At 64.7% G+C, this 26,287-nt stretch carries 22 protein-coding genes; 7 read left to right on the top strand and 15 right to left on the bottom strand.

The features are described from left to right. Positions 1-71 precede the first annotated feature (71 nt). The 10 genes from QM841_RS21045 to QM841_RS21090 all read right to left on the bottom strand — a co-directional run bounded on the left by QM841_RS21045 (position 72) and on the right by QM841_RS21090 (position 12,015). On the bottom strand, positions 72-1,565 hold the full coding sequence (locus tag QM841_RS21045) for a gamma-aminobutyraldehyde dehydrogenase (RefSeq protein WP_283333435.1): 1,494 nt from the start codon (positions 1,563-1,565) through the stop codon (positions 72-74). After that, entirely contained in the window at positions 1,562-2,947 is a 1,386-nt protein-coding gene (locus QM841_RS21050; protein ID WP_283333436.1) for an aspartate aminotransferase family protein, read from the bottom strand. The genes QM841_RS21045 and QM841_RS21050 overlap by 4 nt, the downstream gene beginning before the upstream one ends. Further along, entirely contained in the window at positions 2,944-3,405 is a 462-nt protein-coding gene (locus QM841_RS21055; protein ID WP_009478710.1) for an Lrp/AsnC family transcriptional regulator, read from the bottom strand. Before QM841_RS21055 ends, QM841_RS21050 begins: the two co-directional genes overlap by 4 nt. Before the next feature lie 85 nt (positions 3,406-3,490). Further along, a complete protein-coding gene (locus tag QM841_RS21060; RefSeq protein WP_283333437.1) occupies positions 3,491-5,026 on the bottom strand; it encodes an APC family permease in 1,536 nt (511 codons plus the stop codon). Between the two features lie 78 nt (positions 5,027-5,104). After that, positions 5,105-5,485 carry a cupin domain-containing protein gene (locus tag QM841_RS21065; protein WP_283333438.1) on the bottom strand — a complete coding sequence of 127 codons (381 nt, stop codon included), beginning with the start codon at positions 5,483-5,485 and terminating at the stop codon, positions 5,105-5,107. Beyond that, complete coding sequence (locus QM841_RS21070; protein ID WP_283333439.1) at positions 5,482-6,906, bottom strand: NAD(P)/FAD-dependent oxidoreductase; 1,425 nt, start codon at positions 6,904-6,906, stop codon at positions 5,482-5,484. The genes QM841_RS21065 and QM841_RS21070 overlap by 4 nt, the downstream gene beginning before the upstream one ends. Positions 6,907-7,082: 176 nt before the next feature. Continuing rightward, complete coding sequence (locus tag QM841_RS21075) at positions 7,083-8,522, bottom strand: family 43 glycosylhydrolase (RefSeq protein WP_283333440.1); 1,440 nt, start codon at positions 8,520-8,522, stop codon at positions 7,083-7,085. A gap of 123 nt (positions 8,523-8,645) precedes the next feature. Beyond that, positions 8,646-9,077, bottom strand: coding sequence for a nitroreductase/quinone reductase family protein (locus QM841_RS21080; protein WP_283333441.1), 432 nt, complete (start codon positions 9,075-9,077; stop codon positions 8,646-8,648). A 172-nt stretch (positions 9,078-9,249) separates the two neighbouring features. Then, a complete protein-coding gene (locus QM841_RS21085; RefSeq protein WP_283333442.1) occupies positions 9,250-9,720 on the bottom strand; it encodes a DUF4352 domain-containing protein in 471 nt (156 codons plus the stop codon). A 462-nt stretch (positions 9,721-10,182) separates the two neighbouring features. Next, positions 10,183-12,015: an MFS transporter gene (locus QM841_RS21090; protein ID WP_283333443.1), complete on the bottom strand. Its 1,833-nt coding sequence runs from the start codon at positions 12,013-12,015 to the stop codon at positions 10,183-10,185. A gap of 349 nt (positions 12,016-12,364) precedes the next feature. On the opposite strand from QM841_RS21090, the gene QM841_RS21095 reads away from it, so the two are divergent. Beyond that, positions 12,365-12,763: a hypothetical protein gene (locus tag QM841_RS21095; RefSeq protein WP_283333444.1), complete on the top strand. Its 399-nt coding sequence runs from the start codon at positions 12,365-12,367 to the stop codon at positions 12,761-12,763. On the opposite strand, the gene QM841_RS21100 is transcribed toward QM841_RS21095, so the two are convergent. Then, a complete protein-coding gene (locus QM841_RS21100; protein ID WP_283333445.1) occupies positions 12,747-13,250 on the bottom strand; it encodes a hypothetical protein in 504 nt (167 codons plus the stop codon). The two genes, QM841_RS21095 and QM841_RS21100, sit on opposite strands and share 17 nt — an antisense overlap. Before the next feature lie 90 nt (positions 13,251-13,340). Between QM841_RS21100 and QM841_RS21105 the strand changes: the two genes are divergently transcribed. Next, complete coding sequence (locus tag QM841_RS21105) at positions 13,341-14,657, top strand: HNH endonuclease signature motif containing protein (RefSeq protein WP_283333446.1); 1,317 nt, start codon at positions 13,341-13,343, stop codon at positions 14,655-14,657. 90 nt (positions 14,658-14,747) lie between these two features. Here the strand turns inward: QM841_RS21105 and QM841_RS21110 are convergent, their stop codons facing one another. Continuing rightward, positions 14,748-17,366, bottom strand: a complete 2,619-nt coding sequence (locus tag QM841_RS21110; protein WP_283333447.1) for a helix-turn-helix transcriptional regulator — start codon at positions 17,364-17,366, stop codon at positions 14,748-14,750. Positions 17,367-17,654: 288 nt separating this feature from the next. Between QM841_RS21110 and QM841_RS21115 the strand changes: the two genes are divergently transcribed. From QM841_RS21115 to QM841_RS21130, 4 genes are all read left to right on the top strand, one after another. Next, the gene (locus QM841_RS21115) at positions 17,655-18,077 is read left to right on the top strand and encodes a hypothetical protein (protein ID WP_283333448.1); all 423 of its coding nucleotides are present in this window, start codon (positions 17,655-17,657) and stop codon (positions 18,075-18,077) included. 187 nt (positions 18,078-18,264) lie between these two features. Further along, entirely contained in the window at positions 18,265-19,542 is a 1,278-nt protein-coding gene (locus QM841_RS21120; protein WP_283333449.1) for a S8 family serine peptidase, read from the top strand. 17 nt (positions 19,543-19,559) lie between these two features. Beyond that, a complete protein-coding gene (locus QM841_RS21125; RefSeq protein ID WP_283333450.1) occupies positions 19,560-19,802 on the top strand; it encodes a hypothetical protein in 243 nt (80 codons plus the stop codon). Positions 19,803-20,257: 455 nt separating this feature from the next. Beyond that, positions 20,258-20,935: a chymotrypsin family serine protease gene (locus QM841_RS21130; RefSeq protein WP_283333451.1), complete on the top strand. Its 678-nt coding sequence runs from the start codon at positions 20,258-20,260 to the stop codon at positions 20,933-20,935. A 414-nt stretch (positions 20,936-21,349) separates the two neighbouring features. Here the strand turns inward: QM841_RS21130 and QM841_RS21135 are convergent, their stop codons facing one another. Then, on the bottom strand, positions 21,350-21,496 hold the full coding sequence (locus tag QM841_RS21135; protein WP_283333452.1) for a hypothetical protein: 147 nt from the start codon (positions 21,494-21,496) through the stop codon (positions 21,350-21,352). 1,267 nt (positions 21,497-22,763) lie between these two features. On the opposite strand from QM841_RS21135, the gene QM841_RS21140 reads away from it, so the two are divergent. Next, a complete protein-coding gene (locus QM841_RS21140) occupies positions 22,764-23,306 on the top strand; it encodes a hypothetical protein (RefSeq protein WP_283333453.1) in 543 nt (180 codons plus the stop codon). Between the two features lie 152 nt (positions 23,307-23,458). Here the strand turns inward: QM841_RS21140 and QM841_RS21145 are convergent, their stop codons facing one another. Both QM841_RS21145 and QM841_RS21150 read right to left on the bottom strand, forming a co-directional pair. Then, positions 23,459-24,580: an acyltransferase family protein gene (locus tag QM841_RS21145; RefSeq protein WP_283333454.1), complete on the bottom strand. Its 1,122-nt coding sequence runs from the start codon at positions 24,578-24,580 to the stop codon at positions 23,459-23,461. A 343-nt stretch (positions 24,581-24,923) separates the two neighbouring features. Continuing rightward, positions 24,924-26,057, bottom strand: a complete 1,134-nt coding sequence (locus tag QM841_RS21150; RefSeq protein ID WP_283333455.1) for an acyltransferase family protein — start codon at positions 26,055-26,057, stop codon at positions 24,924-24,926. Positions 26,058-26,287 lie beyond the last annotated feature (230 nt).

Raw genomic sequence — 26,287 nt, forward strand, 5'->3', positions numbered from 1 at the left:
GCGGGGCGCGACTTGGCAGAACCGCCGCTGTCGCCGGGACGGCACCCGTGCTGCCGTCCCGGCGACCGGGCTCATCGTCGGTCGCCGAACACCGTCCGGTGCCAGTCCTTCCTGGCGGTTCCGGTGATGTCGGACATGACGTGCTTGACGTTGGTGTACTCGTCGAGCGAATACGTCGACATGTCCTTGCCGTAACCGGACGCCTTGTACCCGCCGTGGGGCATCTCGCTGATGATCGGGATGTGGTCGTTGATCCAGACACAGCCCGCGGCGATGTCGCGGGAGGCGGTCTGGGCCCGGTACAGGTCCCGTGTCCACGCGGACGCCGCCAGCCCGAAGTCGGTGTCGTTGGCGAGTGCGATTCCGTCCGGATCGTTTTCGAACGGCAGGACGACGAGAACCGGGCCGAAGATCTCCCGCTGCACGATCTCACTGGACTGGTCGGCACCCACGACGAGCGTCGGCTCGTAGTAGAAGCCGGATGCGAGGTCACCCCCGGGGACGGATCCGCCGCGGACGATCTTCGCCCCGGTGTCGCGGGCGCGTTCGATGAACCCGGCGACGTGCTGCTGTTGTCGCCGCGACACCAACGGACCCATGTCGGTACCGGGATCGGACGGATCACCGAGCCGGACGGTGTCCATGAGCGATGCCACTCCGGCGACGAAGTCGTCGTACAGCGGCCGCTGCACGTAGGCGCGGGTGGCCGCGGTGCAGTCCTGGCCCGAGTTGATGAGGGCACCGGCGACGGCTCCGTTGATCGCGGCCTCGAGATCCGCGTCGTCGAACACCACGAAGGGGGCCTTCCCACCCAGTTCCAGGTGGAGTCGTTTACCCGCCGCGGCGCCCGCGATCTGCCGTCCCACGGGTGTCGAGCCGGTGAAACTCACCATGCTCACGTCCCGGTGCGACACCAGCGACGACCCGGTCGTCACGCCGCGGCCGGTGATCACGTTGACGACGCCGTCCGGCATTCCGGCTCGGGACGCGGCCTCCGCGAACAGCAGCGACGTGAGGGGAGTGATCTCCGCCGGTTTGAGCACGATGGTGTTGCCTGCGGCGACCGCGGGCAGGACCTTCCACGCCGCCATCTGCAGCGGATAGTTCCACGGCGCGATCGAACCGATCACCCCGACGGGTTCACGGCGGATGGTGGACGTGTGGTCGGGGGAGTACTCGCCCGACGCCTTGCCCTCCAGGTTGCGGGCCGCGCCGGCGAAGAACGACACGTTGTCGATCGACCCGGGAACGTCGAACTCGGTCGACAGTTTGATCGGTTTGCCCGTCTGCCGGGTTTCGGTGCGTGCGATCTCGTCGGACATCTCCGTGAGCTCGGCGGCCCATCGAGTCAGGACGGCGGAACGCTCGCCCGGCCTCGTCGTCGACCAGTCCGCGTAGGCGGTCTTCGCGGTGGCGACCGCGTCGTCGACGTCGTCCACCGACGCTTCGGTGCGGGAGGAGATCACCTCGCCCGTGGCCGGGTCGAGCACCTCGTACCGCTCGGCCGCCCGGCCCTCTCGGTAGCGGCCGCCGACGTACATCCCGGGAAGGTCCTGGTGGTTCACAGCAGGGTCCAGGCTTCGGTGAGGACGCTGCGGAGGATGTGTTCGATTTCGTCGAATTCGGCCTGTCCGCAGATCAGGGGTGGGGCGAGTTGGATGACCGGGTCGCCGCGGTCGTCGGCCCGGCAGTACAGGCCGGCGTCGAACAGGGCGGTGGAGAGGAACCCGTGCAGGATCCGTTCGGCCTCGTCGTCGGTGAACGACTCCTTGGTGGTCTTGTCCTTGACCAGTTCGATGCCGTAGAAGAAGCCTTCCCCGCGCACGTCCCCGACCATCGGTAGGTCGGTGAGCTTGTCGAGGGTGGCCCGGAACGCCGGTGCCTGCTCGGCGACGTGGGCGTTGAGGCCCTCGCGTTCGAAGATGTCCAGGTTCGCCAACGCGACCGCCGCCGAGACGGGGTGCCCGCCGAAGGTGTAGCCGTGCGCGAACATCGACGTGCCGTCGGCGAAGGGTTCGAACAGCCGGTCCGAGGCGATCATCGCCCCGATCGGTGAGTACCCGGAGGTCATCCCCTTGGCGCAGGTGATGATGTCGGGCACGTATCCGAAGTCGTCGCAGGCGAACATCGACCCGATCCGGCCGAACGCGCAGATCACCTCGTCCGAGACCAGCAGCACGTCGTAGTCGTCGCAGATCTGCCGGACCCGCTCGAAGTAGCCGGGCGGGGGCGGGAAGCAGCCGCCGGCGTTCTGCACCGGTTCGAGGAAGACGGCGGCGACGGTGTCCGGGCCCTCGAATTCGATGGCCTCGGCGATCCGGTCGGCGGCCCAGATCCCGAATGCCTTCGGGTCCGAGCCGAGGGGTTCGGGGGCCCGGTAGATGTTGGTGTTCGGGACCCGGAACGCGCCGGGGGTGAGCGGTTCGAACGGGGCCTTCAGGGCGGGGATGCCGGTGATGGCGAGGGCGCCCTGCGGGGTGCCGTGGTAGGCGATGGAGCGGGAGATGACCTTGTGTTTGCCGGGTTTGCCGACCTTCTTGAAGTACTGTTTGGCCAGTTTCCAGGCGCTTTCGACGGCCTCGCCGCCGCCGGTGGTGAAGAAGACCCGGTTCAGATCGCCGGGGGCGTAGCCGGCGAGGCGTTCGGCGAGTTCGATCGCCGGTTCGGTGGCGTAGGACCAGAGCGGGAAGAACGCGAGTTGTTCGGCCTGTTTGGCGGCGGCCTCGGCGAGCTCGGTGCGGCCGTGCCCGGCCTGGACGACGAACAACCCGGACAGCCCGTCGAGGTAGCTCTTGCCGGCGGTGTCCCAGATCCGGGCGCCCTCACCGCGGGTGATGATCGGCGGGGTGATGCTCTCGCCGTGCCGGGAGAAATGCCCCCACAGATGGCGGCGGGCGGCCGCCTCGAGGTGCGCCGTGGTGGGCGAAGAGTTGGTAACCGTGGTCATCGGGTTCCCCAATCATATTGCTGTTTGACAAGTTTCAGGTACACCATCGTCTCGGTGCCGAGCACACCGGGAATAGTGCGAATTTCTTTGTTGAGCACGGTCAGGAGGTGGTCGTCGTTCTCGCACACGATCTCGGCCAGGATGTCGTAGGCGCCTGCCGTCAACACGACGTAGTCGATGGCGTCGACGTCCGCGAGGCGGGCGGCGATCTCGGTGACGTCCCCCGAGCAGCGGATCCCGACCATGGCCTGACGTGAGAATCCCACTTGCACCGGGTCGGTGACCGCGACGATCTGCGTGACGCCGGTGTCGATCAGCTTCTGCACGCGTTGGCGTACAGCCGCTTCCGACAATCCGACGACCTTGCCGATGGCCGAGTACGACCGTCGTCCATCCTCCTGAAGTTGCTCGATGATCTGCTTGGACACGGGATCGAGAGAGGCAGGCTGCTCAGACATGGTCGAATCCTCCCTTGCTCGTCGTGTCGAAGACAATCGGCTCGGACATTTCGGAACTATCGCCTCTTCCTGGTGACGTGGGTACTCACGATTCGGGCACCTTCACTTCGGTGTCGGCGGTGAGGGTGCGTCCGCGGAAGAAGTTCCGGGAGCCCGTCGCGAAACACAGCAACATCAGGGGGATTCCGACCACCAGCATTCCGACGCCGAGAACGAACACGCCCCCGAACGGGCCGAACGCGGTGAATCCGTAGTCGGGACGCAGCATGTCGACTGCGCTCTGGACGAAGGCCCACGTCATGCAGAGTGCACCGAGAAGCGGAAAGATGCCGCGCATGAACAGATTACGTGCCGAGTCGAGGAGTGTCCGACGGAAGTACCAGACGCACGCGTAGGCGGTGATGCCGTAGTAGAAGGCGACCGCGAGTCCGAGCGACGCCACCGAATCCTGCAGGGCGTTGGCGCTGGCGAACGACAGGACCAGGTAGAACAGGAGTGCCGCAGCTCCCATGACCAGGGTTCCGAAGCCGGGGGTCATGTACCGGGGGTGCACGGTGGAGAACCGGCGCGGCAGTGCCTCGTAGACCGCCATCGACAACGTTCCGCGGGCCGTCGGCAGGATGGTGGTCTGGGTCGAGGAGAGCGCGGAGATCGAGACCGTCAGCAGCAGCAACGAGGCGGCCACCGGCCCGGCGACCGGTCCGCCCAGCGTGGTCAGCACGTCGTCGACGTTCTCGGGATTGTTCAGTCCGATCCCGGTGTCCCCGAACCCGGCGAACGACTGGACCGCGTATCCGACCAGGACGTACGTGGCGACGAGAATGACCGTGGTCAAGACTGCGGCGCGACCGGGAGTCCGCTCGGAATCCTTCGTTTCCTCACCGACCGCCAGGCAGGCGTCCCACCCCCAGTAGATGAAGATGCACAGGATGATGGCCTGTGCGGCACTGGACATCGAGACACCGGTCGGAATGATCCAGTCCAGTCGCGGGGTGACTGCCTGCGGGCCGGCGGTGCCGCCGAACACCTTCGACAGTGCGAGGACGCTGACCCCGATGAGGACGGTGAACTGCACCGCGATCAGGACGTTCTGCAGGCGTTCGCTGATGAGGATGCCGCGAAAGCTGACGTAGGTCATGGCCGCGATGAAGAAGCAGCCCAGCAGCACCTTCGCGGCGAGCGACTCGGCTGCCGCGTGCAACCCGAGAACCTCGAACAGGTAGATCGCCGCGATCTCCGCGGTGTTGGCGAGGACGATGATCGCGGACACGGCGAGTCCCCACCCAGCCATCCAGCCGATCCACGGGCCGAACGCCTTGGTGCCCCAGGTGAACGAGGTGCCGCAGTCCGGGGTGTCCCGATTGAGCTCGCGGTAGGCGAACGCCGTGAGCAACATCGGGATGAACGCGACGAGGAACATCGACGGTGCCTTGTCGCCGACGGCCAGGACGACGTATCCCAGTGTCGCGGCGAGGCTGTAAGCGGGAGCGACCGAGGACAGCCCGATCACCGTGTTGCCGATCAAACCCAGTGCGCCGCTGTTGAGGCCCTTCGCGGTGCCGAGCGGATCGTGGGTCTTCGAGGGCTGGGTCTTCAAGGGTGGCGGTTCGGCAATGCTCATCAAGTCTCCCTCGAGGTGTGCGGCTGCGGGCAGAGGTGCCCGTGCGGGTGTGATGAAGGGGTGTAGTGGTTTTCGCGGTTACGCTTCCGGCGCGGCGATGAAGATCTTCCGCAGCGTGTCACGCACGATCCACCGGGTTTTCTGCCCGGACCGCACGTGGACGACACTTCCGGGACCGAGCTCGAGATCGGGGGTGTCGTCGTCGAACTGCACTGTCGCGTCGCCGCTGAGTACCACGAACACCTCGTCGATCTCGACGTCGGACGAGACGCTGGGCTCGATCTCCCACACGCCGACGGTGACACCGGCGAAGTCGCCGAGCACTCGTTCGCCGACCATCGGCACGCTGTCGCCGATCACCTGCTCGTCCGGGAGGCGGTGGTAGTCGAGATCGGCGGTTCGAGCCTCGATGTGCGGTCCGGATTCCCAGGCGACGACCCCGGTCGCGGGGTCGATCACGAGTCGAATCCCAATCCCACCGCGTCGAGAGCCTTGAGGAACAGGTTCCGCCGGCCTTCCGTGTGATCGGCGCGATCGAGGGACCACCGGGTGGCGTTGATGCCGGCCGCCGCCAACGGTTCGGGCGGGAAGGGGAGGGGCATGGACTTCACCAAGTCCAACTCCGTCAATGCCGTCGTCTCACCGGACACCTTGTCGAGCATGACGTTCGCCGCGAAGCGGGAGGCGCCGACACCGAGACCGGTGAAGCCTGCCGCGTACGCGATCCGCCCCTTCGCCGCGGAACCGAAGAACGAGCAGAAGCGCGTCGACGTGTCGATGACGCCGCCCCACTTGTGGGTGAACTCCAGGCCCTCGAGCTGCGGGAACGTCGTGAAGAAGTGGCTCGCGAGCCTCGTGTGGGACTCGGGGCGGTCTTCGAGGTCGTGGTGCATTCCCCGCCCGAAATGGTAGATCGCGTCGTATCCGCCCCAGAGGATTCGGTTGTCGCGGGTGAGCCGGTAGTAGTGGAACTGGTTGGACATGTCGGCGACGCCCTGCCGGGCAGACCATCCCACCTCCGCGAGTTGTGCGGCGGACAGCGGTTCGGTCATGAGCACGTAGTCGTACACCGGCACCGTGTGCAGCCGGTACCGCTTCAGTAGGGACGGAAAGGCATTGGTTGCCAGGATCACTCGGCCGGCCGACAGGGTCGCGGACGCCGTCCGAACGCCGACCCGGGACGACGATCGGGAGCGGACGAGATCGAGGACCATGGTGTGCTCGAACATCTCGACACCGTGCTCCGCACAGGCCCGGCCGAGTTCGGTGGCGAGCTTGGCCGGATGCACGAGCGCCGTGGACTGCTTGTCCCACACGCCGGCCAGATACGTCGGCGAGTTCACCTGCGCCCGCATCGCAGGACCGTCCAGCACCGTGGTGGTAGCGCTCGGCGGCGTGTCGAACACGTCCTTCGCCTGGTAATCGGCGATCGCGACCGAGATCGCGCCGTTCCGTTCGAAATCGCAGTCCAACCCCAGGGTGTGGACGGTCTTCTCGATGGCGTCGAGGTTCTCGAGCCCGAGCGCCTCCAGAGCGCCGATCTCCCCTGGCCAGCGTCGACGTCCGTTCTCGCTGCCGTGGGTCAGGCTGGCTTCGACGAACCCGCCGTTACGGCCGGATGCCGCCCATCCGATGGTCTCGCCCTCCACGAGCGCGACGGACAGGTCGGGGTGGCGCTGTTTCGCGAGCAGAGCACTCCAGAGCCCGGTGTATCCGCCGCCGACGACCACCAGGTCGTACGCGGCGTCGGCCGAGGCGGCCGGGTAGGTGGGGGTGTCGGCGACGTCCTCGATCCAGAACGGTGCCAACCGGGTGCGCCGGAGCGCATGGTCGACGACCTTCGCGTTCGGTTGATTCTTCTCGAACACTGTCTGCAGCATGGAGCACCTTTGTTGGTGGAATGACCGAAAGGTGACGTGTGAGGCACGTCACCGTGGCACCCATCCTGACCTACGCTGTCCACTATTTCAATAGCAATAGGCGAGAAACATTGCGGAATCAGTTGTCGAAGTAAGAATTGGACACCGAATCGGTTGTTCCTTACTGGCCTGCCTCGTCAGCGCGCGACCGTGCCGAGGTGCAGCGACACCGAGCGGACCGGGCTGATCCTGGCCTCGTCGCCGGACTTCACGGCGTGGACGGTGCCGAACTCGACGGTCTCGTCGGGGAAGGTGCCCGCGAACGCGTAGGCGTAGTAGGTCCCCGCGACCGCATCTCCCGGCACCGTGTAGGCGATGGCCTCCTCGAGCACCTCGCCGGGCTGTAGGTCGACGTCGATCGGCCCGAAGAACGGATCGCTGGTCTGGCCGTCCGGGGAGACCGCGCTGACCCACACCTGCCCTGCATAGGGACGGTCCTCGGGTGCCTCGACGAGCATGGTCGTGTCGACGGTCCCGCCGCCCGCGGGCAGTGTGGTGTCGGAATCCGCGCGCAGCGTGACCCGCACCGGCAGGTCCGTGTCGGGGTTCGCCGGCCCGGTCGACGCGGGCGAACCGTCGCCCACCTCGGGCCAGCCGTTCGCCCACACGATCCGGTCGATCATCCCTTCGCGCCGGCGGGCTCCGCTCGGCAGATCCCGGTTGTCGCGCGGAATGGCGTGGTACACGATCCAATCCGAGCCCGCGTCGTCGGAGACCACCGTGTTGTGGCCCGGCCCTGCCCACGGTTCGCTGCCGGCGAGGATGAGGGCGCCGCCACCCTCGTTCAGGTCCTGGCCCTTCCGGTCGAGGTACGGCCCCGTCAACGACTCCGACCGGCCGACGAGGACGCGGTAGGCGGTGTCGGCGCCGTTGCAGCAGTTGCCGGCCGAGAGGAACAGGTAGTAGTAGCCGTCGTGGAATTCGACGAACGGGCCTTCGAAGCGCTCGTCCGCAACCCGTACGGGTTCGCCGGCCGCCGCGATGCCGTCCGGGCTGAGCGGGATGGCGTGGACGCCCTGGAAGTTGCCGACGAACATCGTCTTCGTCGTGCCGTCGTCCCACACGAACGGATCGATGGTGCCGCCGACGCCGACGTCGTGGGCGCAGAACACGGGGCGGCCGAGATCGGTCCACGGTCCGGTGGGCCGATCGGCGGTGGCGAGACCGATACAGGGATTCGACTCGTCGTAGAGGGAGTAGTACAGGCTGAACTGACCGTCGGACTCGAGCACGTTGGGCGCCCACGCGAGTTTGCCGTCCGGATGCCACGCGGGCCGGTCGGGGAAGACGTCGCCGAGGTACATCCAGTCCATGAGGTCGGCGGACTTGAAGATCGACATGTTGTGCATGCCCTGGCCGTCGCCCCAGTCGTCGGCGGTCGTGTACATGTAGAACATGCCGTCGGATGCGCGGACGACGCTCGGGTCGGCGGCCACCGGTTGCACGATCGCTTCGGCCGTCGCCGACGGGGCAGGCGCACCCATGAAGACGAGAAGCGTCAGAGTCGCCACGATCCAGCCGCGCCGCGGACGGTGTCGGGTGCCGGACTTGCGCAGCGCAGCATCGTCAGTGTCCACGTCACTCCCAACCTCGCCCGCCCGGAACCCGCAAATCTATAAGGGTGAGGTCGAGGTTAAGGGGGGAACCGGCTCACAGCGCCGGACTGCAACCGAACCGTGTTCTGCCGGCGGTGACCGGCGTCAGGTCGTGGGGTCGAGCAGAACCAGGGGGATCTCGCGGTCCGTCTTCTTCTGGTAGCCGGCGTATCCCTTGTAGGCGGTGGTCACCTTCGGCCACAGACGGGCCCGCTCCTCGGCGGTTGCCACGTGGGCGCGCATGGACTGCGCGGGGTTTCCCTGGAGCGACAGTTGGACCACCGGGTTGGCCTGCAGGTTCAGGAACCACGCGGGGTGGCGGTCGTCCCCGCCGCGTGAGGCCACCACGACGAGCGTGTCGCCTTCCCGCACCGGGACGGTCAGCATGACGCTGTGCACCTTCCCGGTCTTGCGGCCGACGGTGGTCAACTCCACCGCCGGCATCTTGCCGAAACTCCGCCCCACCCGCCCGCCGGTAACGCGCAGCAGGGCGCGGTGGGCGGCGTTCATGAACTTGAGCCTGCGGTCCGTCGGCATAAATTTCAGCGTAACGGGGTCGGTGCCCGCGCCTTCCTCGATTCGGACGCGCCCGCGCCGAGTCCGGCGCTGTCAGCAGGTCGACGACCGGCAGAGCGGGCGCCCCGCGGTCCGCCAACTTGGTCATCGTCTGATCCGTTCGCGGGTTCACGATTTCGGCGGTGACTCGCGCCTACCGCTGGTTGATCCACCCAATTCGATCCGAAGAGAAGACGAACGAAGGATCGTTGAGCACGACGTACTGGCCAGGAGGAGAGCCCTGCGGATTATCGAAACAGACGTCGCCACTGGCAGATCCGCCCGGTGCTACCTCGCCGGAGTTCAGCTGGTTTTCAGTCCCGGTGAAAGACGAATTGCGAATCGCTCCCGCCGGATCTTGTAGCTTCCAGTCGAAGGTGTTGAAGCTCGCGGGGGTGCTACCGCCATTATTGATTGTGATTGTGGTGCAAAGGAACGGCGTCGAGAAGGCGGTTGTGTCGAACAGCGGTGTTGTTGTGGTGGTGACGTCGTCGAGGGTTACCGAATCTCCTGCGTTCGCTGCAGTGTCGCCGCCCTGCTTACCGGGAAAGGTCAACCCGTTCTCGGCCGGCTGGCTGCCCCCGTCGCCGCCGGAGGTGACGGTGGCGTCGTCCCCTCCGCTCATGCCCGCGATAATCGCGATGCAGCCGCCGAAGAATAGTACGACTACGCCGATCAGAATCCAGGGCCAAATTCGACGCTTCTTCTGCGGCGGTTGCTGGTAATACCCGTGAGGTGGGTACCCAGGAGGGTATTGGCCGGGAGGATACGACGTCGGCCGTCCAGGCTCGTGTTCGGGGTTGGGCGGCGGTGGTTGATCGGACATGTGAGTTCCTTGGTCGCGAGACGGGATGTGATTCATATCACATATCGGGATCTCGGCCTCCGTGTTACTCAGGAGCCGGCTCGAGTAAGTAGGCGCCGGGCCCTGGTGCTTCCCCGGCCGTCAGGTGATAGCGGTTCTTAACGGCAACACCTACGGCCTCCTATGTCCAACAGACCGCATGAAGTCCGCATCGGATTCGCGACGATCTCATCCGCAGGTGAAGCGACGACCCAACCGTTCTGCGCAGCGGCCGATGCCCGGCTAGTGCGACGTTCGGTTCGTCGGATCGTCCGTGGTCACCGACACAAGTTCGCTCGGGCCGATGCCGGCTTCACCGGCGATTCCGGCGAGTTCCACGCCGACCGACTCGTGCGGCGCGTCCGCCGTCGCGTTCTTCTGCGGTCCGGTGAGCAGCGAGGCGATTCCGCCGATCACGCACGCGACGATCGCGAAGGCGAACGCCATGGCCAGACCGTCGGCGAACGGGCCGGAAATCAGCTGCGGAAAGAAGTCCAGGCCGGTCAGGTGTGCCTGCTGCTGCTCGGTCAGTGACGACAGATTCGGCCCGAGCAGTTCCTGAATCGGGTTGACGCCGAGGAACGCCGCGAACAGCACGGCGACTGCGGGGAGATTCGCGATCTGGGTGGCCTGCGCCGCGGGCACCCCGTTCGCCATCAGTCCGTCGCTCATCGCGGCCGGAAGGTTGGAGCTGAGTCCGGCGATCATCAGGCTGAAGAAGAATCCGATCGACAGCACCATCGCCGCGTTCTGGAACGTCGTCATCATGCCCGCGCCGACGCCGCGTGCGTCGGCGGGAAGGCTGTTCATCACCTCGGCCCGGTTCGGTGCGGAGAACATCCCCATTCCGATGCCGTTGATCAATAGCGTCACCGCGAAGGCCCAGTAGTCGAAATCGACCGGCAGCGCGATCAGCAGACCGAACGTGCCGGCGGTGACGAACATGCCGGTGCTGGTGAACCATTTGGTGCCGAACCGGTCGGAGATGACCCCGGACACCGGCGCCGACAGCAGGAACCCGATGGTCATCGGCAGCATGTAGATGCCCGCCCACAGCGGGGTGCGGCTGTAGTCGTAGCCGTGCTGCGGCAGCCAGATGCCCTGGAGCCAGATGATCAGAATGAACTGCAGACCGCCGCGCCCGAGTGATGCCACCAGATTGGCGATGTTGCCCCAGGTGAACGACTTGATCTGGAACAGATGCAGATTGAAGAGAGGATTCGCGACCCTGGTCTCGATGACGCAGAAGACCGCGAGGACGGCGAGGCCGCCGACGAGGCACCAGAGCACCAACGGGCTGCCCCAGCCCATCGACGAAGACCCGTACGGCTGGATGCCGTAGGTGATGCCGACCAGCACGGCGATCAATCCGACCGCGAACGTGATGTTGCCCCACCAGTCGATGTCGGCGTGCCGACGGACGCCGGTGTCGCGGAGTTTCAGGTAGGCCCAGATCGTGCCGACCACGCCGAAGGGAACCGAGACGAGGAAGATCAGATTCCAGTGGATCGGCGCGAGGATGCCGCCGATGAGCAGGCCGAGGAAGGATCCGGCGATCGCGGCGACCCCGTTTATTCCGAGCGCCAACCCACGCTGATCGGCGGGGAAGGCGTCGGTGAGGATCGCCGACGAGTTGGCCATCAGGAACGCTCCGCCGACCCCCTGGACGACGCGCCATCCGATGAGCCACAGTGCCGCCTCGGACCCGTCGAACCACGTCACTGCCAGGAAGATCGAGGCGATCGTGAACACCGCGAAGCCCATGTTGTACATCCGGGCGCGGCCGAACATGTCGCCGAGACGTCCGAAACTGACGACCAGGACTGCGGTGACGACGAGGAAGCCCATCATCATCCACAACAGGTAGCTCGTGTTGCCGGGTTCGAGTGGGTTGAGGTGGATGCCTTTGAAGATGTCGGGGAGCGCGATCAGCACGATCGACGAGTTGATCGTCGCCACCAGCATGCCGAGGGTGGTGTTCGACAACGCAATCCACTTGTAGTGCGGGCCGAGTTCGTCGAGTGTCCGGGTGTCGTCACCGACTGGCGCGGAAGGTTCCTTCGTGTGGGAGACCAAGGGATTTCACCTCTCGGGTTTTCATAGTTTTGAAAAGTAAGTAATCGGAAAGCAAAGTGTTCGGTTGTCGCGTCTTCGTTGTGGTGGGCGATCGGACGACCGCGGCACCCACCGAATGGGATGCCCGGATTGTCCGGTATGTCACTGTCGCTCAATCGGTTCCGTCGAGAGGGCCGATCAGGGTTGTGATGATACGACGTCTCGATTCAGCCCGCACCCCAGGCACTGTGGCCCGATCGGGGGACAGCCGAACCACCCGATTCCGGGTCCGATCGGGGGACAGTCGCGGCACCCGATACGCGACAGGATGATCTTCATGCGAGTCGGACGCAGGAACAGGACGAGGTAGATGTCGACGATAGCGAGCACCACGCTGGCAGAGGTGGCGTACGAGTGGTGCACCGAGGCGGAAATTCAGGTGCAGTCATCGACCGTCGCGGGCGGACGGAACATCACGCGGAGTGTGCTGTTCATCGGCAACCCATCCACCGTCACCGAAGTGACGCACTGGGCCGCCGTGCGGCACTGGACGGTGGAACAGGGACTGAAACCCGTACGCGAACTCCAGGGGGACGTGCTGTACGCGATCGTCACCGAGGCCGTCGCCGACGGGACCTGCGCGTCGGCGGACGCGGCGGTCGTGCAGCGCGTGCGCGCCCGCGGCCTGGACTGCATCCCGGTCTACGACGTCGAGCCGTGGGGGACGGCCCGGCTGTCCGGTGCGCTGCCGCCTACGTCGGCTCCGTGAGTGCGCGTTGGGCCGCGGGCCAGAACTCGAATCCCGCAGTCATCAGTCCACCGAGCCCGATGATGATCACCGCGGCGTCGACGCTGGTCCGCCCCTCCTTCGCCCAGTAGACGTCTTCCAGATCCAGCAGCAACGCCAACTCGTCGACGATGAGCGCGGTGCCGACGCCGTACGAGATCGGCACCGTCGGATGGCGACGCTGCTTCTCGGAGCCGCGCACCGCCACGGCCCCTACCCCGGCTAGCGCGGCGATGCCGAGGTTGTAATGGTGAAAATGGCGGCCGTGGAGACTCAACCCACCGCCGGCCGGTCCGTGCCCGCGCCGGATCCAATGAGTCAACGCCCGCACCCCCGCGAACGTCAGCGTGAACGCGCCCCACGACACCACCGCCGACTGCTCACTCGGATCGAGCTTCCTCCGCCACGCAGCACGCAGACGGCGCAAGCGACTGCGGTGGGGTTCGGTCGCCGGGTCCTGGGTCGTCACACCGTCAAGCGTGCCACCCGTCCGGGTGCTCGTATGTCATTTTGTCGCGAAACCATTGACTCGAACATCTGTTCGAACTAAAATTCAAGGATGGGGCTCGGGGGAGATATCCAGGCGGCGTTGTCGGACGAGATTCTGGCGACCGCGGTCGGTGATGCGTGGCGTCTGGCCGAGGCGGAGTTGCTCGAATCGGTTGTTCTCGTCTCGGAGGAGATTCAGCGGCTCGAAGCTTTGCGTGTCAAGCTCGTCGGTGCCGTCGATCATCGCTGCAAGGTCGATGTGCTGGGATTTCCGAACGCCAAGATGTGGCTGGCCTCCAAGACGTTGCTCGAGGTGGGCGCGGCGGGGCGAATCGTGCTGTTGGGCCGAGGTTTGCGTCTCCAGCCGGAAATTGCGGACGAGTTCTTCGACACCAACATTTCGGCGGAGCACGCTGCGCTGATCATGAAGTTCTGCGAGCGGCCACCCAAAGGCATGCCGCTCGAAGCGTTGGATGACTGCCGAAATGCGTTGCTGTTCGCCGCAACCGGTCCCATGGCCAACACGGATGCGGTGCGCGCCGTGATCGCCAGGCTGGAACGCGCCTTCGAATCCGACGACCCGCCGCCCAGTGAAGATACCGAACTCAACGAGTTCCACGCCTCCAAGACTCTTAACGGACGCGTCGCCGTTAAAGGCGACCTGGATGCCGTCACCGGCGAGATGCTGCTCTCGGCGCTGTCCGGACTGTCCAAGCCGAGGCCCGCGCAGGATGGCACCAAAGACCCCCGCACGCCCGGGCAGCGACGGGCGGACGGGTTCACCGAACTCCTGCGCCGCTACCTCGACTCCGGGATTGCCGGCGAAGAAGGCGGCGAACGACCACACGTCTCACTCCACGTCAACGCCAAAGATCTCGCCGACCACACCGACTGCAGTGCACGAGCACAGCAGGATGCCGCTTCGTCCGACGACTCGCTTTTCGCTGTCGATGGAGTGGCGTGGACGGAGTGGATGGGGCCGTTGAGTCTCAGGGCAGCCCGGCTCCTCAGCTGCGATTCGATTTATACGCCGATCGTGCTCGACGAGAACAGGGCGCCACTCGACCTCGGCATCTCCACCCGAACAGTCACGAAGAGACAGCGAAAAGCGTTGGTGGCGAGAGATCGAGGATGTGCATTCCCCGGGTGTGGTGCGCCGCCATCGTGGTGCGAAGGTCACCACATCGTCCACTGGTCCGCAGGCGGGCCGTCCGACATGGGCAACCTTGTCCTGCTCTGTGGATTCCACCACCGATTGCTGCATCACAGTGACTGGGAGATAGAGATGGGAGCCGATCGGCACCCCACGTTCATTCCACCGCGGCAGGTCGACTGGGAACGGAAGCCGCTGCCGGCGCACAACCGGGCCCGGCCCCGAGCATCCTGACCGCGCGGCACAGCGCACCACGCCGACTCTGCAACAGGATGATTCCTGTTGCCGAGCCGGCATGTCGTCGTGCCCGGAGACCGGCGGGTGTCACCGAACCGTCGTGCCCATCGCCTGCGCAAGACCGTTGCGATCGGCGACGTCGAGCTTGATGCACGCACGGTAGATATGACCCTCCACTGTCCGCACAGACACGAACAACCGATCGGCGATCTGGCGGTTCGACAATCCGGCCGCAACCATCGACCCCACCTCACGCTCACGACTCGTCAAGGGGAGTGGATGGGCCGCCTCCACCAGTGCGGGAGAGGACATGTGATCGCATCGGGCCGACAGGGCTTCGGCCGCGGCAGCGCACTCGATCGAACGCCGCTTATCGCCGGCATTCGTGAACGCGATCGCCGCCCGAGCGTAAGCGTCAGCGGCATCCGGCAAGGCGCCGATGATCTCGAACTCGGTTGCTGCCGAGGCCACACCGCATCCGTTTCCTGCCGCGACTGCCGCCGCATGCCGGGCAACGATGTCCACGAGTTGGCCGTCGCAGATGTCGGCCAATTCGGCGACACGAGTGGCGGTGGTCGTGTCGCCGAACCGGGTGGCAAGGTGAAGCGCGACCGCCTCGATGCCGAACTGTCCTGATTTACAAGCGCACTCTGCCGCCGACCGCGATAGATCGACGGCCCGCGAGGTTTCACCTCGCGCTGCGGCGAGCCACGCCTGCGACATCATGAGTTGGGGCCCGAACACGGCCACGTGCCGGCCGTTCCGGGCCTGCGCTGCGGTGATGATGCCGTCCGCCTCGTGAATGCGACCGAGCTCCGAGTACGCCTGACCGAGCACGATGTAGGCGGGGAAACTCCACGAGATCGCATCGGCGGTATCGCCGACGTTGAGGGCGGCGATCGCCTGTTCGAGTCGACCCGCGGCGTCGGTGAACCGACCGCGGGCAAGTTCCACGGTTCCCACCAGGATGTTCGCGAGCCCCCATGCAACGTAGCGGCCGCTCGACGCCAACGAGAGGTACTCATCGGCCCGGCGCTGAGCCGCAGCGAACTGTCCGGTGAGGGTCAACGCGAGGATCTCACCGTGCGCGGCCGGGAACCGCAGCAACCCGTCGATCTGATCGGCCACCGCAGCGCTGCGTGCCGCCAGTTCCGGCACTTGGCCGCCGCGCCCCATGAGTGCCAGGGACAACCCGCCACCGAAGAACGCCCACTCGATCGCCCACGGCAGCACTCGGTCGGCGGCCAGAATCGCCTTCGCGGCTACTGCTGCTTCCTCGGGCCGATTCTCGAACACCGCGCACACCGAGCCGATGCCCTCGATGATCGGGACGAGACTGGGATGCGTGACCTTCTCGCGAAGTACCGCGAGGACCTCGTCGGCCTTCTCCGACTCGCCGCTCGCCCAGAACAGGTTTGCGATCCGCGATGTACCCCAGCGCACCAGTTGCACCTGGTCCAGGCTGTCGGGTGAAAAGGGCAGCAGCAGCGATTCGGCCTCGGTGGCGTGGCCCTGCCACAGCAGTGCCCGGGCCAGGAGGTCGGCCGCCTCGAAGCTGCCGGTCTGGTCGAGTGCCGCGCGCGCGAGCTGTTCCCCCAGAGGGACATTCGCCAAACCGATCGCATCCTCCGCGGCGTTCACCAACAGATCGGGTTCGACCGACCGATCGCTGTCGAGAGCCAGCTCTGCCAGGCGAATCCGATTCGAAGATCCGACCACGGCCCGGCTGCTCAGGGCCTCCACGAGCCGTCCGCGTAGTCGCCGCCCTGCTGCGCGCCCCACCCGTCGTCGAATCACCTCACCGAACAGTGGATGCGTGTAACGGACGTCGAGGCGGTGTCCATCCTCGACGATTCTGACGAGGCCGCGTCGCTCGGCCTCCTCCACCGCGTCGTCACCGGCCAGCTGACCGAGGATGTCCAGATCGAGCGGCTCGCAGAAAGTAAGGAGCTGCAACGCCTGCAACACGTCGTGGGGAATCTGATCGATCCGGTGCTCCAGCAGGGAGGCGAGTTCGGACGTGATGGCTGCGCGTCCCCGCAACTGCCAGACCCCACCGGAACGGCGCAGCGTCCCCGCTTCGAGAGCGCCCTCCACCAGGTGCCGGACGAACAGCGCGTTCCCGCCCGACGCCTCCCAAATCATGTCCGCGCTCAGCCCCTCGAGGGGGCCGTCCAACACGGACTCGATCAACTCGATGCTTTGTTCCCGGCTGAACGGCGCCAGTTCGAGCCGCAGGAGGTGACCGTCCTTCCACAACGACGTGATCGCGTCGGGTACGGTCTCGCCGTTGCGGACGGTGGCGACGATGTGCACGGCCCTGTCGAGGGCAAGCTGATGAAGGAATGTCGCCGAGAGCTGATCGAGGAGGTGCGCGTCGTCGACACCGATCACCACATCACGACTGTGGCCGTCGTCGAGGAGCGCCTGCCGCGCCGCCGACAGAAAGGCGACCGGATCCCGGGAGGTGGACGCGCCGACCAGATGCGCGAACACACCCAGCGGGATGCTCCGAGCCGATTCGGTGCCCGCCACCCATTTCACCTCACGTGGCAACGACTCGGTGGCGAACCGCGCGAGGGTGGTCTTGCCGACTCCGGGATCGCCCGTGAGGACGACACCGCATCCCCCGGACCGAGTCGTGAGCGACGCGGTGATCGCGTCGAACTCGACTTGCCGCTGAATCAGAGGCCACGCCGGACCCATGCATTGATTCTAAGTTTCTCGCGGCACGGGGGACAGCACCGTGACGAGTATTGGGCGCGAGTTATCCAGCAAAGCAGTGCAATACAACCTTGGAGCCGCTTTAGGCTGCAGTACTCCTCAGATGTCGATGGATTGAGTGGTGCGACACGGGCACGAGTTCGGTTTCGAGATCGACCGAAGGCGTGTCCGCACGATCGGGTAGGACGCTACTCGCGAGATTAGCCGACATCCCGGCCACGCTGAATGGGTACCGCGGAAAGTTATTGCGTCGAACTACAGGAGTATGTCATGACCGCGCGGCCGGAGCCCTTCTTCAGTTGGACAGCGAGACGAGTCGAACTTCGTGAATCCGAGTCCGCCGTTCTGGTGTTGGACGAAGTCGTGCCGGTGGGAACCGGCACGGCGCGACTGATCGCCACCCGCGTCGACGACGTCGACTACATCGCACTGATCGTCGGCGACGTCGCCGACGGACATGACATCGCGGTCCGCGGCGTCGACGAGGAAGCGCTACTCGTCGAGGGCAGCCGAACAGAGTCCTCTCCGGAGATCCTGATCGGGTTGCGGACCGCACCGAGCATCTGCGGTTGCGATACTCGGCACGTGGACAGCCAGCTGTGCCTGGACGGTCCGATCCGGACGATGATCGCATCGATCGGAGTGAGGTCCGTCATCGTCGACTGGTACCACGTGATCTCTGCGGTCGTATGAACCTAACTACTCACCCCGACAGCCCGGCCCGACACAAATTCGGGTAGTGCGCCACTCGCGGAATTCGGGAGCCCACACCGGAGGGTGGGGGAGTCCCACGAGCGCCACCGGCGATCGAAAACTGAAGGTAATTAGACACATTGACGCGACGGCGAGCGCGCCGCGATCCAGAGTAAAGGACGAAACAGTGATATTTCCACAAGATTCCGACCGTGACGGCGACGGGCCCGTCGCCGATTCGCGGGCGGAGACGACGGGCCGTCAGGTCGTGGTGTTCACGGACGACGGGAGGCGAGCGGGTCCCACAGCACTCCTACGGTCCCTCACCGGGGTCTCGATCGTAACGAGAAGTAGCGAGTTCGATTCTTCAGCAATGGATCTCGAACTGGCGGAAGCGTCCGACGCAGTTCTGTTCGACGAACTCGGAATTGCAGTGGTGACCGCGGACCCCGACCAGTTGGCCGCACTCCACACCGCAGCCGCCTCGCCCGACGTCGCGGTCCTCTCGGTCGAACCCGAGTTGGTCCACCATGCGCTGGACAGTGAAGACACCGTCGTAGAGATTGCACCGCCTGAGAACGGTGCAGTCGCGGCAGTAGACACCGAGCGCTTCCTGGATACGCCGGAGTTCACGTGGGGACTGCAGGCGACGCGCACCACGACGTCGGCGTGCAGTGGGCGCGGTGTCAGGATCGCCGTCCTCGATACGGGATTCGACCTCACCCACCCGGATTTCCACGGTCGCACCGTCACGGCCCAGTCGTTCATTCCGGGCGCAGAACCCCGGGACGGGCACGGACACGGCACGCATTGCATCGGAACGGCCTGCGGTCCGGCGGCAGCGGCCGGCACCCGCCGATACGGAGTGGCTCACGAGGCCGACATCTTCGTCGGGAAGGTTCTGTCGGATCAGGGGCGTGGCGTGGACGGTGGGATCCTCGCAGGAATCGACTGGGCCATCGCCAACGGTTGTCAGATCGTCTCGATGTCGCTCGGTGCCGACGTCGCGTCGGTGTCGGTCGCCTACGAGACGGTGGGGCAGCGTGCGCTGGCGGCCGGAGTGCTGATCGTTGCCGCGGCCGGCAACAACGCGAACAGAGCCGCAGGACGCCCGGGACTGGTGGGCGTACCCGCCAACAGTCCGTCGATCATGGCCGTCGCTGCAGTCGACCCCGATCTCGGGCTGGCCAACTTCTCTGCCGCGAGCAACCCCGTCGCCGGTGGTCAGATCGACGTGGCAGGACCTGGAGTGCGGGTGTTCTCGTCGGTGCCGATGCCTGTGCGCTACGGCTCGAAGAATGGAACGAGTATGGCCACTCCGCACGTCGCGGGCATCGCTGCCCTGTGGTGCGAGAAGACCGGGCACACCGGCCGCGAGCTGTGGTCACTGCTCACCCAGCATTCCCGGCGGCTCGCGTTGCCGTCACTCGATGTCGGTGCCGGGCTGATCCAGGCATCCGGATAGAAGGCACTCGACGTATCGTGCCGGGCATCGTCGGAATCAGTGTCACGGTGGACGCCGACCACGTCGAGGACATCGACGTGGTCGGCGTCGCGCTGGCCGAGGAGGGCATGCGGGTCGACGCGGTGCACCGCACGATCGGAATCATTTCCGGTTCCGTCCCCGCGAGCCGACTGGCAGCCCTCGAGGCAGTCCCGGGCGTCCTGGCCATCGAACTGGAGCAGCACGTCGACGTCCGCAGTAACGGCCCTGAACCGGGGTAGGCGACGCCCTACGACTTCGGGAGGGTGGGCTATTTCGTCTCGTCGTTTCTAGCTCACGTTGCCGAAATTGGGGGCGTGCAACAGCCCCGAGACGAACTGGGCGAACATGCCAAAAGGCGTATCCCAAACGCCGCTGTCCATGAGCACTCTCCCGGTAGATATGACGAAACTCTGCTCAACGTCGGGGAGAAGGCGGGGTTTCTGCGCCGGCAGTCGGATGGGTCCACCGACGCGAGCTGATGATAAATGGACAACTCGATCACTGGCCAGTCAAAGTGAGCCGTGTATATCCTCCGAATGACAAGGGCATGAACCGCTTCCATCCAGAGTTGCTCAGCTTGTCCCTCGCGCCTCTCGGGATGCGAGGCTTTCGTCGCCACGCACCCCCCCATGAGTGGGCGTTCCAGTAAGAAGAACAGGAGAATGCTCCCAAGTAGGAGAAACAGGAGACAAGGATGAAGATGACTTTGGTCGCGGTTCTGGCCGCGCTCGCGGTGACGCTCGGTGTCACCCCGGTGGCGCAGGCGGGACCGACCATCCATGTCGGGCCTGGTACCGCCTACACCCCGTTCCCGGACGTCGAGGGGTACTGCTCGATCGGCGCGGTCGGCACCGACAACGCGGGCCGCTTGGTTGCGCTGACTGTCGGCCACTGCCACCAGGGCGCGGGTACGGCTGTCTATAAGGTGGGTGACGCTGCCAAAGGGCCGATCGGGTGGGAGACCGACGTGTACTCGCGCAACACGGACGGCACGTTCACGGCGCTCGATTATGCGGTAATCCGGCTGAACCCGGATGTTGTCGTGCCGGGCAAGTACAGCGACACCACCGACGTCGTCGTCTCGACTGTCGGCGATGCCTCGCTGTCGAACATGGGGTGCAACCACGGGGCAACCACCGGCAAGAATTGCGGGATCATCGGCAAGGTAGATGGTATTCACATCCAGAACTGGGCGGTGATGTGGCAAGGCGATTCGGGCGGTCCGATCGTGGTGGGGGAGACGCTCGTCGGCCTCAACATCGGCATGGACTTCGGCACCCAGCCGACGACGTTCTACGGGAAAATCACGCCGATTCTGGCGGATATCAATGCAAAAGGTAGCTACGGCGCCGGGTTCACTCTCGTGCAGTAGCCACGGGGGCCCACCTCACCTTCGAGGTGAGGGATTTGGTCCTTCAGGAGGCGCTACCAGTGGATCTACCAAGGGGCACGACGACGCCCCACGCCTTCCGGGGCGGGGGCGCTTCGCAACTTCTAGTTGACGCTGCCCCAGTTGAGGGCGTGCAGCACTCCCGAGACGAACTGGATGAACATGCCAGAAGGTGTATCTTAAACGCCGCTGTCCATGAGCACGCTTTCTGGAGGTATGACGAAACACCCCGATCGACGTCGGGGAGGGCGGGGTTTCCGCGTCGACTGTCGGATGGGTCCGCCGGCGCGAGCTGATCATCAACAGGAAGATCGGCTACCAGCCAGTTCGGTGCGTGTGCGTATACCATCCGAATGACAAGGAGCTGAGCCATTTTCTGGTTGGTACTGGATACGGCTATTCCGCACCAGGTGTCGCGCTCAGGTTGGTGAGCAGTGTGTTCAGCTGCGCTTCGAGTTGCATGACGCTGACGAAGTCGTCCTTCCCATAGGCGTGCTTCAGGAGGGCGGCAAGGTCGTAGAGTCGGTCGGGAATAGAGTGCATGGTGCTCCTCCGGAGCGCGTGCCTGAGCTGATGCTCATCGGGAACATGGGGAGCGTCGGCGTCACAACGATGTGGTCCGGCGGTGTTAGATCAGCGAGTGGAGGTCGAAACCCTGTCGGAACCAGCGGGCGAGCATCAGCGGGTCTCTGCACTGGCGCTGGGTTGGGGTCGCGACCAGTGTGCGCTGAGCGTATCCGCGGGTTCGGTTTACCGCTACGGCGGCGAGATTCTCACCGCTGACTGCCTTCCACTCTGCCGCGAAAGCAGGATCTCGAACCCACTGCAGGCCAGTCGTTGTCACTCGCACGATGTGCTGGGAGGTGTGTCGAGGGCGCGCCGTTGCCAGGTCGGAAGTGGTTGAGGAACAGGTTCATCGCCGTCGAACAGGGCGGGAATGGGAGATTTTGATGCTACGAGCTACGGTTGATCAGGTTTGCGGTCGCTTTTCCGGGTTCCGGATAGTCTTTCGGTCAGTAGTGTAATGCGCTGATCTACTTCGGGATTGATGTGAATATCTGAAATAGCAATTCGAATGCGATCAGCCGTCATGCCCGCATCGCAAAGAGGGTACGGATCGCGAGAGCGAGTTCGTGCCCTCGGTCCCCTGCTGTTGCAAAGTCTTTTAACTCGTGTAGAAAGAACGAGTGCCCGGCAGGGGTACGGATCGAGATTCCAACACCATCGCCTCGGCAGGAGTGAAATATGTCTGTAGATTTCGCCAGCATCTCGGAATTGATCAACTTCTTTGCTTCGTTCCTGACCTTCAGTTCGGAGGGTGGGTCCGCCGGAGTGTAAGTCCGGCACCGATCTGAAGCTGGGGCTCACAGATATGCTGTGGGCCCCAGTTCTGGTTTCGATGGCCTCCGGTATCGGGCAGTGCCTCGTTGCTGTGCCGAGCAAGTACAGCGACACGTCCGACGTCATCGTTTCCACTGTCGGTGATGCCTCGCGTCGGACGTCGGGTGCAACCAAGGAGCAACCACCGGCAAGAATCGCGGGATCATCGCCAAGGAAGACGGAATTCATTGACAAAACTGGGCGTTGATGTGGGAGGGCGATTCAGGCGGCCCAATCGTGTTGGGGGAGAGGCTGGTCGGTCTAAACATCGGCATGGACTTCGGAACCGAGCCGCCGACCTTCTATGGGTCGATCACCGCGATACTGGCGAATATCAACGCAAAGGGTAGCTACCATCACCTCACTGGCGTCGAAGGGATCCAACACGGTAACCCTCGACACGATCACTGGCGGATTCGCCAAGCCGACCTTGAAGCATTCCGCGGCGAACGGGCACGCCGCGCTGCTGTTCAATGGGTCGAATTCTCTGAAGACGGCGGCCAATCCGGAGTTGCTCGCACAGGGCCAGGACGCGACGTTCGTGTCGGTGGCGAAGGTGACCACCGGAGTGTCGGCGCGAATCTTCGCTCTGGGGCGCACGGACTCGACCGCCAACTATCGCAGCCTGAACGTGAACACGGCGTCGATCTTGTTCTACAACTCAGCGAGCTCGACCGTGGTGTCGACGGCTACGCAGGCGTTCACGGCGGGAGCCTGGTGGGTCACGGTCTGTGTCAACCGTGGTACGGCGATCGAAATGCACACGTCGTTGGCGACGGCCGCGCTAACGAATACGGTCTCGGTGTCGGGCAAGCTCGAGGGCTTCACGCTGGGATCGAACAGTGGCGCGTCGCTGCGGCTGACCGGCGAGATCGCCCGACAGCAGGTGTTCACCCGCGCCTTCTCGACCGACGAGATCAACGCGGTGATCGATGTGATGTGCAACCGGTACGGGATCACGCGGGTGATCTAGTCCTACATCGGATCACGGTCGTAGCTCGCCTGAATCGCTTCGCACTCAAAGTCGCCTCAAGTGAGACACCGACACAGCGAATGCCGGGCACGCAGTGCGGTAATTACTTCCGTCCGACACGACGATCGAATGGAAGAGCTTCAACGTGCCGGTCAGTGCCGCGGCTCTTCCGCAAGCCTCGCGTCGAGACCTGACGGCTTCCCGCTCTCGGACTCCCGGCCCTTCTTCGGTATCCGCTTCTCGCCCAGGAGGCCGACGCGGATCGGGTTCCACCCGCCGAAGAGCTTCACGAACACGACGGGCAGTCCGAGAGCGGCGACCATGCAGACCGCGAACACCGCGATCTCCTGCTCGATGCCGATCTTGCCCAACGCCATCCGGGCCGAGGATGAACCGAACACGTGCAGCAGGTAGATCGCGAACGAGAAGCCACCGAGCGAGGCCAGGGCGCGGAAGTGGATCAGATGCCGCGCCGAGTAGAGCAAGACGACGCCGGCGAAACCGATGGCGAAACTCAGCAGACGGGCGAGCTGTGGAGCTGGGTGCAGCGAATCGAGAACCACCGCGGTGCGCGGCACGTACAGAACGGCGAGGACCAGCACGACGCCGAGGGCGCGCCACCCGCGCAGGTCCATCAGCTTGTACCGCTGCATCCCATATCCGATTAGGAAAAACGGCAGCAGGCGAAGCGCACCGTTGATGCTGAACAGATTCCACAGGCTCGGGAACCGCAAGAGAACGAACAGCACCGCGGAGATGGCCAGGGTGATCGCCCATCCGCGTCGGGTCGACGTCACCCCGTGCGTATCGAGCAAGGCGACCACGGCGAAGATGATGAACACCGACAGCAGGAACCAGAGGTGGTCGTGGCCGTAGACGGCGATGCGCCATATATCGGTCAACGGAGGCGTTGAGTTCGTGCCGGGGATGACGATCTGCATCGCGAAGAGCAGCAGGCCGACTGTCACCAACGGAAACAGCAGCCGCCGCCCCTTCGCCTTCAAAAACCCCTGCAGTGCACCCGGTTGGACTGGGCGCAGTGCGTAGACGAGTCCCGAGATCACTGTGAACAGCGGCATCCGCATGTCCTCGAGCAGCAGGTAAGAGTACCGCCACACCGAATCGTCGGCGACAGTCATTCCGCGTGAGGCTTTGTTGCCGATGACGTGGCCGGCGACCATCAAAATGACGGCCAGTCCTCGCAGCGATTGGATGGAGAGGTCTTTGCCCCTGCCGCTCGGAGCGGGCGCATCGATCTTCGATGTTACGGTCACATGGCGACATACTTCCGTACCGCATGGTTAGCGCAAGTCGATCGATCGAATGACATCCCGTTACCAGGGACACACGGGTGCTCTAGTCGTCGACGTGGGCGAGCTTCGCCTCGGAGATGCTGGCGACGACGTTGTCCGCGTGGATCGGGTTCGCATCCGCACATGATCGAGTCGTCCATCCCCGTTTGTCCGGTAGCTGCTGCACCGCGGGCCGCGACGACGCGCATCGACCAGCGACCGGATTTGGTTGGTGAACGTCGACGGTGCGATCCCCTCGTTGGGGTGCCGGCAGTCCGTGCAAAGGTAGGCCACGTCCGCTATGTCGCGCTGCCCCGAGGATGCGTTATGTGACTGGCGTGACGGGTGTGGTCGCGCTCGCTTGTCGTTGCTGCCGTTCGGATCGGCGGTCGCGGATCTCCTCGTACCGCTTGCGGGCGGGCATCTCGATCCATCGGTACATCGCGTACCCGGTTGCGACGGCGAGCGCTGTTCCGATCGCCGCGTGCGCGAGCAACGGCAGCTTCTTGGTGAGGTCGTCGATGGTCATGATGATGCTGAGGTGGACGAGGTAGATGCTGTAACTGGCAAGTCCGATGAGCTGAACGAGGCGGACTCGGCAGAAGGCCGCGAACACCCTGTGAACAACGCCGGGGGTCGCTGTGAATCCGTAGAGAATGACGACGCAGGTGGAGGTGCTCTGCAGCGGGTATCGGAGTGTCTGCCGGAACCAGTCGTCACGGATCACCAGGCTGACGAGAAACACCAGGACAGCAACATTGAGCGCCCACTGACTACCGCTGATGCGCTGAAACCATCCGCGGGGCGACCCGGACTTCTGCCACTTGTACAGAGCGATCGCCGCCAGGATGCCCCATGCGAGGCTGTCGGCTCGGGTGTCGGACCCGTAGTAAATGCGATCGGCGGCCTGCTCGTTTCCCGGGTCGGCGAGAACGAACCGGAGGGCCGTACTTGTGATGATGACCACTACTGACAATCCTGCGAGCCACGGGATAGTCCGGGAACTTCTCACGAGCCACAGCCACAGGGCTGCGAACACGATGTAGAACTGTTCCTCGATCGACAGGCTCCACACGACCGGAGAACCGGGGAGGACCTGCGGATGGTCGAGCTTGACCCAGTTGAAGTAGAAGAGGATCTGCCCGCCGAACGCGTTCCAGTTGATCACTCCACCGAGGGTTGCGTAGATCAGGGTGGGGATGATCAGTGCGACGACGAGCGGCGGGACGAGCTTCACTGCGCGGCGGATGTAGAACCCGCCGATGTCGAACCGGCCAGTCTTCTTCCACTCCTTCAATAGGACGGTGGTGATGATGAACCCAGAGATGGCGAAGAAGATTGTGACACCGCTACCGCCTGGAATCAGGTGCCCGAGTCCAGCATGCGCTATGACCACGAGCATCACAGCAATTGCCCGCACCGCGTCGATGTGTTCGTAGCGTTTGAGTGTTGTCGCCACAGCTCTGCGTCCGCCCTGTTAAGTGAATGTGCTGAACCGGCTGCATTCTTCCGTACCGCCCGGTCTGCGCAAGTCGAGCACCCGAATGACCCCGCCCAGTGTTGCTCAGCAAGAGGACCGCTCGTCCCTGCATAGTTAGCCGCTACTTGCATAGATCCCGACGAGAACGCCAAAGCCGATGATGGCCATAGCTGCAATCCAAGGTGCTGCTTCGCGGATTAGGTTCATAG

The sequence above is a fragment of the Rhodococcus sp. IEGM 1307 genome (assembly GCF_030056915.1).
GTDB classification, from domain to species: domain Bacteria; phylum Actinomycetota; class Actinomycetes; order Mycobacteriales; family Mycobacteriaceae; genus Rhodococcus_F; species Rhodococcus_F opacus_D.